Below are 9,471 nucleotides of genomic sequence, written 5' to 3'. Positions count from 1 at the left end.
CGGTGGGGGCCTCGAAGAGGGCGCGGATCCCCGCGCGGCTGCCGGGCCCCGGCCCGGCGGGTGCTCGGCCGCCGCGTGCGGTACGTGATCGGCTCCGAGCCCGGCCAGGTCAACGGCATGCGATGGCGCCCCGGAGCTGCGCGGTAGCCGTCCCCTGCCCGGCCGCCTCCGCCGCCGTACCGCCGCTGCGTACGTGCATGCGCACATGTATGCGTACGTGTATGCGTACGGCGGTGCTGTAGCGAGGCGCGAGGCCCGTGGGACCTGCGGCGCAATACGGTGCATCCAACCGTCGCTTCCGTAGGAGTACTGGCATGTCCAGTGAGTTCTTCATTCCGGACCCCGAGGGTCACGTCCCCAACGCCGAGGGCTACTTCGGCGACTTCGGCGGCAAGTTCATCCCCGAGGCGCTCGTCGCCGCCGTGGACGAGGTCGCCGTCGAGTACGAGAAGGCCAAGGGCGACCCGTCCTTCGCCGCCGAGCTGAACGACCTCCTGGTCAACTACGCCGGCCGGCCCAGCGCCCTGACCGAGGTGCCGCGGTTCGCCGAGCACGCCGGCGGCGCGCGGATCTTCCTCAAGCGCGAGGACCTCAACCACACCGGCTCGCACAAGATCAACAATGTGCTGGGCCAGGCGCTGCTGACCAAGCGCATGGGCAAGACCCGCGTCATCGCCGAGACCGGCGCCGGCCAGCACGGCGTGGCCACCGCGACCGCCTGCGCCCTCTTCGGCCTCGACTGCACCATCTACATGGGCGAGATCGACACCCAGCGCCAGGCCCTCAACGTGGCCCGCATGCGCATGCTGGGCGCCGAGGTCATCGCGGTGAAGTCCGGCTCGCGGACCCTGAAGGACGCCATCAACGAGGCGTTCCGGGACTGGGTCGCCAACGTCGACCGCACCCACTACCTCTTCGGCACGGTCGCCGGCCCGCACCCCTTCCCGGCCATGGTGCGCGACTTCCACCGGGTCATCGGCGTCGAGGCCCGCCGCCAGATCCTGGAGCGCGCCGGCCGGCTCCCCGACGCCGTCGCGGCCTGCGTCGGCGGCGGCTCCAACGCCATCGGACTCTTCCACGCCTTCATCCCCGACGCCGGCGTCCGCCTGGTCGGCTTCGAGCCGGCCGGACACGGCGTGGAGACCGGCGAGCACGCGGCCACCCTGACCGCGGGCGAGCCGGGCATCCTGCACGGCTCCCGCTCCTACGTCCTGCAGGACGAGGAGGGCCAGATCACCGAGCCCTACTCGATCTCGGCGGGCCTGGACTACCCGGGCATCGGCCCCGAGCACGCCTACCTCAAGGACACCGGCCGCGGCGAGTACCGCGCGGTCACCGACGACGCCGCCATGCAGGCGCTGCGGCTGCTCCCGCGCACCGAGGGCATCATCCCGGCCATCGAGTCGGCGCACGCCCTCGCGGGCGCCCTCGACCTGGGCAAGGAGCTGGGCAAGGACGGTCTGCTGATCGTCAACCTGTCCGGCCGCGGCGACAAGGACATGGACACGGCGGCCCGCTACTTCGGGCTGTACGACGGCGACGGCACGGCCGAGGCCACCGAGGGGGAGAGCAAGTGAGCGGCACCATCCGACACGGGAACATCCAGCTGCTGAGCGACACCCTCGCCAAGGCAAAGTCCGAGGACCGGGCCGCCCTCGTCGCCTACCTCCCGGCCGGTTTCCCGACCGTCGACGGCGGCATCGAGGCGGTCAAGGCCGCCATCGAGGGCGGCGCCGACATCGTCGAGGTCGGGCTCCCGCACTCCGACCCGGTGCTGGACGGCCCCGTCATCCAGACGGCCGACGACATCGCCCTGCGCGGCGGGGTGAAGATCGCCGACGTGCTGCGCACGGTCGAGGAGGCCCATGCGGCCACCGGCGCCCCGGTCCTGGTCATGACGTACTGGAACCCCATCGACCGGTACGGCGTGGAGCGCTTCACCGCCGAGCTCGCGGCGGCCGGCGGCGCCGGCTGCATCCTGCCCGACCTGCCGGTCCAGGAGTCCGGGCCGTGGCGCGAGCACGCCGCGAAGCACGGGCTGGCCACCGTCTTCGTGGTCGCCCCCTCCAGCAAGGACGAGCGGCTCGCCACCATCACCGAGGCCGGCACCGGCTTCGTCTACGCCGCCTCGCTGATGGGCGTCACCGGCACCCGCGCCTCGGTCGGCGCGCAGGCGAAGGAACTGGTCGAGCGCACCCGCCGGACCACTGACACCCCGGTCTGCGTCGGCCTGGGCGTCTCCAACGCCGAGCAGGCCAAGGAGGTGGCCGGCTTCGCCGACGGGGTGATCGTCGGCTCGGCCTTCGTCAAGCTGCTGCTGGACGCGCCGGACCTGCCGGCCGGGCTGGCCGCCGTACGGGCACTGGCGGGCGGGCTCGCGGCGGGCGTCCGCCGCTGAGCCGCTGACGTACGACTGTTCCCCCCGGAGGGTTCTGTAGTCCGATCGGGTGGAAGTGGGAGCGGGGAGGCACGCGAGTGCCTCCCCGCTTCGTTCGGCAGGGCGTGAACGAGAAGAACGACGGTGCGAACCGCGAAGCGAAGCGATCGGCCCGGGAGCGCCTCCAGGTGGAGCGCGAGAAGCAGAAGTCCCGGGAGAAGCGGCGCCGGACGATGCTGGTGGCCGGGGCCGTGGTCGGCGTACTCGGCCTGGCGGCCGTGGTCGGCGTGATCGCGGCCAACACCGGCAAGGACAAGGACGCGGCCGAGGCGGGACCGGCCGTCGCGCCCTCCGGGGCCACCGGCAAGGACGCCCTGGCCATCCAGACCGGGAAGGACGGCGCGAAGTCCACCCTGGTCGTCTGGGAGGACTTCCGCTGCCCAGCCTGCAAGTCCTTCGAGGACGGCTACCGCGCCACCGTGCACGACCTGGAGGCCAAGGGCCTGCTCAAGGCCGAGTACCACCTGGTCACCCTGATCGACAACAACATGGGCGGCAGCGGCTCCCTGAAGGCGGCGAACGCGGCCGCCTGCGCGCAGGACGCCGGCAAGTTCGCCGCCTACCACGACATCCTCTTCCAGAACCAGCCGCAGGAGACCGACGACGCCTACGGCAACAACGCCCGGCTGATCGAGCTGGCGCGGAAGGTGGACGGACTGGTCACGCCCGAGTTCGAGAAGTGCGTGGCGGACGGCGTCCACAACAGCTGGGTGGCCAAGTCGTACGCGGCCTTCCGCGACGGAAGGTTCCGCGGGACCCCGACGATTCTCCTCGACGGCAAGGACATCTTCGCCGACCAGGCCAATCCGCTCACGCCGCAGAAGCTCAAGGAGAAGGTGGAGGCCGCCGCGAAGACGGGCGGTAGCTGACGTTTTGGTTTCAGCTTGCCGGGCGGGTTGCGGTGCGTACCGCCCGGCAGGGTAGCGTCAGGTCTGCCATGGAACTTGCCTTCATCCCCAGTCCGTCGACCGGCGTGATCCATCTCGGACCGATCCCGCTGCGCGGCTACGCGTTCTGCATCATCCTCGGTGTCTTCATCGCCGTCTGGCTCGGCAACAAGCGCTGGATCGCGCGGGGCGGCAAGCCCGGCACGGTCGCGGACATCGCCGTGTGGGCGGTCCCGTTCGGCCTCGTCGGCGGACGCCTCTACCACGTGGTCACCGACTACCAGCTGTACTTCGTCGAGGGCCGCAACTGGGTCGACGCCTTCAAGATCTGGGAGGGCGGCCTCGGCATCTGGGGCGCGATCGCGCTGGGCGCGGTCGGCGCCTGGATCGGCTGCCGCCGCCGCGGCATCCCGCTGCCGGCCTGGGCGGACGCCCTGGCGCCCGGGATCGCCCTGGCGCAGGCCGCGGGGCGCTGGGGCAACTGGTTCAACCAGGAGCTCTACGGCCGCGAGACCGACCTCCCCTGGGCGCTGGAGATCAGCGACGGCCCGAACCGGATCGCGGGCACGTACCACCCGACGTTCCTGTACGAGTCGCTGTGGTGCATCGGCGTCGCGCTGCTGGTCATCTGGGCCGACCGCCGCTTCAAGCTGGGCCACGGCCGGGCCTTCGCCCTGTACGTCGCGGCGTACTGCGCGGGCCGGGGCTGGATCGAGTACATGCGCGTCGACGACGCCCACCACATCCTGGGCCTGCGCCTGAACGTCTGGACCGCGATCGTGGTCTTCGTCCTGGCGGTGGTGTACTTCGTCCTCTCGGCAAAGCTGAGGCCGGGCCGCGAAACGGTGGTCGAACCAGAGCGTTCGCTCCCGGAGGGGCCGGCCAAGACTGCCGAGGCCGGGCCGACGGATGCCAAGGCCGAGCCGGAGGCCGAGGCCGATCCGGCCTCGGAACCGGCCGAGGACGCCGCAGGCAGCAAGAAGCTCTGACGGCTCCGCCTGGCGAACCATCTCCGAAGGGGTACCGCGCCACCGCGCGGTACCCCTTCGCCACGCCGTGCCACCTGCGGGCCACTCGCGCAGTTCCCCGCGCCCCCGGGTCCGTCCTGTCCGTCGTACCCCGGCAGGCTGTCCCGGGCCACTCGCGCAGTTCCCCGCGCCCCTGGGGCCGTCCTGTCCGTCGTGCACCGGCGGGCTGTCCTGGGCTGGTCGCGCAGTTCCCCGCGCCCCTGGGGCCGTCCTGTCCGTCGTGCACCGGCGGGCTGTCCTGGGCTGGTCGCGCAGTTCCCCGCGCCCCTGGGGTTGTCCTGTTCGTCGTGGACCGGCAGGTTGTTCTGGGCCGCTCGCGCAGTTCCTCGCGCCCCTGAGGGGCGCTGCACGAGGCGCCCCCGTCAGGGGCGCGGGGAACTGCGCGAGCAACCGGGCACGGTCCGGGGACGGCCGGCGGCGGATCTGGCCCCGTCAGGGGCGCGGGGAACTGCGCGAGCAACCCGGCACGGTCCGAGGACGGCCGGCGGCAGATCGTCCCCCTTGAGGGGCGCGGGGAACTGCGCGAGCGGCCCAGCACGGTCCGAGGGCGGGTGACGGGCGGCCCCGGCAGGGGCAGGGTGGGGCCGGGCTGGCCAGGCCAGGTCGGAAGGGGCCGGGCGGACCCGGCCGACGGGGCCTGCTCAGGCGTCGTCGGCTTGGCTGCGCTCCGCCAGGACAAGCGTACGGTTCGCCGCGGACACGACCGCGGGATCCACGAACCGCCCGTCGGCCAGCGCCAGCGCCCCCGGCATCGCCTTGGCCGCCCGTACGACCTCCCACGCCGCCGACACCTCCTCCGGCCCCGGCAGGTACGCCCGCTCGATCACCGGCAGCTGCCGCGGATGGATCGCCGCCCGCCCCAGGAACCCCAGCGCCCGCCCCCGCGCACAGGACACCTCCAGCGCCCCCAGGTCGCGGATGTCGGGGAAGACCGACTGCGCCGGCGGCGGCATCCCGGCCGCCCGCGCGGCGACCCCCACCCGTGACCGGGGCCAGTCCAGGCCCGCGTCCGCCCCCGGCCCGGCCAGGCACAGGTCGGCCCGCAGATCCGCCTCGCCCAGCGCGAGGCCCCGCAGCGCCGGGTGGGCGCGGGCGATGTCGTACGCCCGCTCCACCCCCACCGCCGACTCCAGCAGCGCGTACAGCGCGACCCCGCCCGTACGCTCGGCCACCGCCACCACCTGCTCCGGCGCCGTCACCTTCGGCAGCCGCAGCCCCGCGAGCCCCCGCAGGCCCGCCAGCGCCCCGAGGTCGGCGCCCGCCCAGGGCGAGTCCAGGGCGTTGACCCGGACGTGCACGGGCACCGGCGGCCGGTCCGCCAGCAGCTCCGCCGTCGCCGCGCGGGCGTACTCCTTGCGGGAGGCCGGCACCGCGTCCTCCAGGTCCACGATCACCGCGTCGGCCCCCGCCGCGAGCGCCTTGGCCACCACCTCCGGCCGGTCGCCGGGCGCGTACAGCCAGGTGAGGATCACAGCACCCCGTCCTTCCGCAAGGCGGTGATCTCCGCCTCGGTCAGCCCGAGCTCGGCGAGCACGGCATCGGTGTCCGCGCCGTGCGGGCGGCCCGCCCAGCGGATGCCGCCCGGGGTCCCGGACAGCCGGAACAGCACGTTCTGCATCCGCAGCGGGCCGAGCTCGGGGTCGTCGACCTCGGTGACGGTGTCCAGCGCGGCGAACTGCGGGTCGGTCATGACGTCCCGTACGTCGTAGACCTGCGCCACCGCCGCCTGCGCCCCCTCGAACGCGCAGACCACCTCCTCGGCCTTGTGCCGGGCGATCCAGGAGCCGACCGCCTCGTCCAGCACGTGCGCGTGCGCCGCCCGGCCCGCTCCCGTCCCGAACCACGGCTCGGCCGCCAGCTCGGGCCGCCCCACCAGCCGTACCACCCGCTCGGCAACCGACGTGGCCGAGGCGGACACCGCGAGCCAGCGGTCGTCGGCGGACCGGTAGGTGTTGCGGGGGGCGTTGTTCGGGGAGCGGTTGCCGGTGCGCGGCTGGACGTAGCCGAGCTGGTCGTACCAGAGCGGCTGCGGGCCCAGCACGGTCAGGATCGGCTCGATGATCGCCAGGTCCACGACCTGGCCGCACCCGGTGCGCGCGCGCCCGGCGAGCGCGGTCAGGACGGCGTACGCGGCGGTGAGCGCCGCGATCGAGTCGGCGAGCCCGAAGGGCGGCAGGGTCGGCGGGCCGTCCGGCTCCCCGGTGAGCGCGGCGAAGCCGCTCATCGCCTCGGCGAGGGTGCCGAAGCCGGGGCGGCGGGCGTACGGGCCGAGCTGCCCGAAGCCGGTGACCCGGGCCAGCACCAGGCGCGGGTTGGCCGCGCTCAGCTCCGGCCAGCCCAGGCCCCACCGCTCCAGGGTGCCGGGGCGGAAGTTCTCGACCACCACGTCCGCTCCCGCGGCCAGCCGCAGCAGCACGTCCCGGCCGCCGGGGGTGGACAGGTCCAGGGTGACGGTCCGCTTGTTGCGGCCGAGCAGCTTCCACCACAGGCCCACGCCGTCCTTGGCGGGGCCGTGGCCGCGGGAGGGGTCGGGGCGGCCGGGGTGCTCGACCTTGATCACCTCGGCGCCGAAGTCGCCGAGCAGGGTGGCCGCCAGCGGGCCGGCGAACAGCGTGGCGAGGTCCAGCACCCGCAGCCCGGCCAGCGGCCCGGGCCCGGGCGCGGGCGCGGCACCCGGGGCCGGTCCGGCAACCGCCGGGCCCGTTCCGGCCGGGGCGGCGGTGGCGGAGCCGGCGGCGGAAGCGGTCTCGGAGCCGGTGGCGGACGCGGTCCCCGAGCCGGTGGCGGACGCGGTCCCCGAGCCGGTGGCGGACGCGGTCCCCGAGCCGGTGGCGGATGCGGTCCCGTTGCCGGTCGCGGATGCGGTCCCGTAGCGGGGCCCGTAGCCGGTCATGACGCGCTGCCGGAGGTGCCGGTCTGTTCGGCGTACTCGGCGTACGCGAATGCGTCGATCTCGGCGCGGGCCGGCATCGAGTCCTGCGCGCCGGGCCGCTGCACCGACAGCGCGGCCGCGGCACACGCCCAGGAGACCGCCTCCCGCACGGCCCGGCCCTCGCCGAGGGCCACGGCCAGCGCCCCCACGAAGGTGTCCCCGGCCGCGGTCGTGTCCACCGCCCGCACCCGGGGCGCGGGCACGGTCAGCGGTGCCCGGCCGCGCGCCGCGCACAACACGCCGGCGGCGCCGAGGGTGACCGCCACCGCGGGCACCTGCTGGAGCAGCGCCTCGGCGGCCTGGCGGGCGTCGGTGAGCCCGGTCAGCGCGGCGGCCTCGTGCTCGTTGGGCACCAGCAGGTCGGTCGCGGCCAGCAGCTCGGGCGGCAGCGGCTGGGCGGGCGCCGGGGTGAGCACGGTCCGTACGCCGTGCGCGCGGGCCGCCCGGGCGGCGGCGGTGACCACGCCGAGCGGGACCTCCAGCTGCAGCAGCAGCGTGTCCGCGGCGGCGATCCGGGCCTCGTCCCCGTCCTCCAGGGAGGTGAGGCGGCCGTTGGCGCCGGGGACGACGACGATGCTGTTGCCGCCCTCGTCGTCCACGGTGATGTGCGCCGTACCGCTGGCGCCCTCCACCGTGCGCAGGGCGGCCGTGTCGACCCCGGCGGCGCCGAGCGCGGCGCGCAGCCGTACGCCGAAGTCGTCGGCCCCGACCGCCCCGATCATCCTCACCTCCCCGCCGGCGCGGGCGGCCGCGACGGCCTGGTTGGCGCCCTTGCCGCCGGGGACGGTCCGGAACTCCCGGCCCGTCACGGTCTCCCCGAGGCGGGGGGCCTTGGGGACGTAGGCGACGAGATCCATGTTGGTGCTGCCGAGCACGGCGATGGCGGTCATGGGCGGGCTGCCTCCAGTGCGGTGAGGTGGGCGAGGGTGTCGAAGCCGATGCCGTCGAACCCGGGGACGGTGGTGGCCAGGCGGTTCTTCAGGGGCGCGGTCCAGCGGTCGGGGATCCGGGCGGGGGAGCCGGCCAGCAGACCGGCGAGCGAGCCGGCGGTGGCGCCGTTGGAGTCGGTGTCCCAGCCGCCGGAGACGGCCCGGCAGACCGAGCCGGTGAAGTCGCCGTCGGCGTGGGTGAGGGCGGCGGCGAGGAGCGCGGCGTTCGGGACGGAGTGGACCCAGTGGTAGTGCCCGTAGCGCTCGTGCAGCCGGTCGACGACCTCGTCGAAGCCGGCCGGCTGCGGGGCGGCGCGCCGGGCCTGCGCGATCCCGAACCGGACCGCCTCGGCGAGGCGGGAACGGGGCGGTACGACGGCCAGCCCGGCGCGCAGGGCGGCGTGTACGTCGCTACCGCCGGCCGCGGCCTCGGCGAGCGCGGCGGCGGCGAACATGGCGGCGTAGACGCCGTTGGCGGTGTGCGTGAGGACGGCGTCGCGGTACGCCTGGGCGGCGGCGCGGGCGGGGTCGCCGGGGTTGGTCCAGCCGTGCACGTCGGCGCGGATCAGCGCGCCGATCCACTCCCGGAAGGGGTTGTGGTGGCGGGCGGTGAGCGGGGGTTCGAGGCCGAGGAGGAGATTGCGGTACGCGATCCGCTCGGCGGTGAAGGTCCGCCCGGCGGGCAGCTCGTCGAGCCAGAGGCGGGCGACGTCCGCGGTGCGGAAGGCCTTGCCGTGGCGCTGGAGCAGGAGCAGGTTCAGCAAGGGGTAGTCGAGGTCGTCGTCCTCGGGAGTGCCGTCGATGTTCTCGGCGAGGGAGGTGGCGGCGGACCGGCGGTTCCACGGGTGCGCGGCGAGCAGCTCGGCGGGGACGCGGCGCTGCGTGAACCAGCCGTCGAGCGGCCAGTTCCCGGCGGCCCGCGCCAGCGCCCGGATCGCCGGCAGGGTCAGCTTCTCGACGGGCTCCCCGAGCACACCCCCCCCGGCCCGCCCCCCCCACGCGGCCTCCAGCCGCGCCTGGAGCACGGGGTCGACGCGTGGCGCTGCCGGCCGGACAGGGGCGGGGGCCTCGTGCGCCGCCGGGGCCGGCAGCCGGTCCGTGCAGGTGGCCAGGACCGCCTCGGGCACATCCGGTTCGTCGGCGGTCAAGGGGGAGGGGAGCGCGGCCAGTTCGTCCAGGAGGCGCAGGGCCAGGGCGCGCAGGGCGGGGTCGGCGGGCTCGGCCGAGGCGCCGGACCGGGTGGGGGCCGGGCGGCCGC

The 9,471-nt window shown here is 75.0% G+C and carries 9 protein-coding genes; 5 read left to right on the top strand and 4 right to left on the bottom strand.

All coding sequences use genetic code 11. From position 1 onward, the window contains the following. The 5 genes from trpM to lgt form a co-directional block, all read left to right on the top strand. Nucleotides 1-147 (top strand): tryptophan biosynthesis modulator TrpM (gene trpM / locus GPJ59_RS38945; protein ID WP_374200932.1); only part of this gene is annotated, 147 nt, incomplete at its 5' end. A 167-nt stretch (nt 148-314) separates the two neighbouring features. Next, complete coding sequence (trpB, locus tag GPJ59_RS28425) at nt 315-1,577, top strand: tryptophan synthase subunit beta (protein ID WP_219670562.1); 1,263 nt, start codon at nt 315-317, stop codon at nt 1,575-1,577. Then, the gene (gene trpA / locus GPJ59_RS28420; protein WP_308120533.1) at nt 1,574-2,398 is read left to right on the top strand and encodes a tryptophan synthase subunit alpha; all 825 of its coding nucleotides are present in this window, start codon (nt 1,574-1,576) and stop codon (nt 2,396-2,398) included. Before trpB ends, trpA begins: the two co-directional genes overlap by 4 nt. A gap of 104 nt (nt 2,399-2,502) precedes the next feature. After that, entirely contained in the window at nt 2,503-3,306 is an 804-nt protein-coding gene (locus tag GPJ59_RS28415; protein WP_219670561.1) for a thioredoxin domain-containing protein, read from the top strand. Nucleotides 3,307-3,374: 68 nt separating this feature from the next. Beyond that, nucleotides 3,375-4,313 (top strand): prolipoprotein diacylglyceryl transferase, encoded by a 939-nt coding sequence (lgt, locus tag GPJ59_RS28410; RefSeq protein WP_219670560.1) that lies wholly within the window; start codon nt 3,375-3,377, stop codon nt 4,311-4,313. Between the two features lie 680 nt (nt 4,314-4,993). Here lgt and GPJ59_RS28405 read toward each other — a convergent pair. The 4 genes from GPJ59_RS28405 to GPJ59_RS28390 form a co-directional block, all read right to left on the bottom strand. After that, the gene (locus GPJ59_RS28405; RefSeq protein WP_219670559.1) at nt 4,994-5,824 is read right to left on the bottom strand and encodes an HpcH/HpaI aldolase/citrate lyase family protein; all 831 of its coding nucleotides are present in this window, start codon (nt 5,822-5,824) and stop codon (nt 4,994-4,996) included. Beyond that, nucleotides 5,821-7,245 carry a CaiB/BaiF CoA transferase family protein gene (locus GPJ59_RS28400; protein WP_258025046.1) on the bottom strand — a complete coding sequence of 475 codons (1,425 nt, stop codon included), beginning with the start codon at nt 7,243-7,245 and terminating at the stop codon, nt 5,821-5,823. Before GPJ59_RS28400 ends, GPJ59_RS28405 begins: the two co-directional genes overlap by 4 nt. Further along, entirely contained in the window at nt 7,242-8,174 is a 933-nt protein-coding gene (gene rbsK / locus GPJ59_RS28395; protein ID WP_219670558.1) for a ribokinase, read from the bottom strand. Before rbsK ends, GPJ59_RS28400 begins: the two co-directional genes overlap by 4 nt. Beyond that, the coding region (locus tag GPJ59_RS28390; protein WP_219670557.1) for an ADP-ribosylglycohydrolase family protein at nt 8,171-9,471 on the bottom strand (1,301 nt) is incomplete at its 5' end. The genes GPJ59_RS28390 and rbsK, both read right to left, overlap by 4 nt.

This window comes from Streptomyces bambusae, assembly GCF_019400985.1.
GTDB lineage: Bacteria > Actinomycetota > Actinomycetes > Streptomycetales > Streptomycetaceae > Streptomyces > Streptomyces bambusae_A.
Note: the sequence above shows the minus strand (reverse complement) of the source record. Positions and strands in the feature narration are given on the sequence as shown.

Excerpts from the sequence above, each read along its gene's own strand:
- trpB (WP_219670562.1), top strand. The coding sequence starts at position 315 with ATGTCCAGTGAGTTCTTCATTCCGGACCCCGAGGGTCACGTCCCCAAC.
- lgt (WP_219670560.1), top strand. The coding sequence starts at position 3,375 with ATGGAACTTGCCTTCATCCCCAGTCCGTCGACCGGCGTGATCCATCTC.
- GPJ59_RS28400 (WP_258025046.1), bottom strand. The coding sequence starts at position 7,245 with ATGACCGGCTACGGGCCCCGCTACGGGACCGCATCCGCGACCGGCAAC.
- rbsK (WP_219670558.1), bottom strand. The coding sequence starts at position 8,174 with ATGACCGCCATCGCCGTGCTCGGCAGCACCAACATGGATCTCGTCGCC.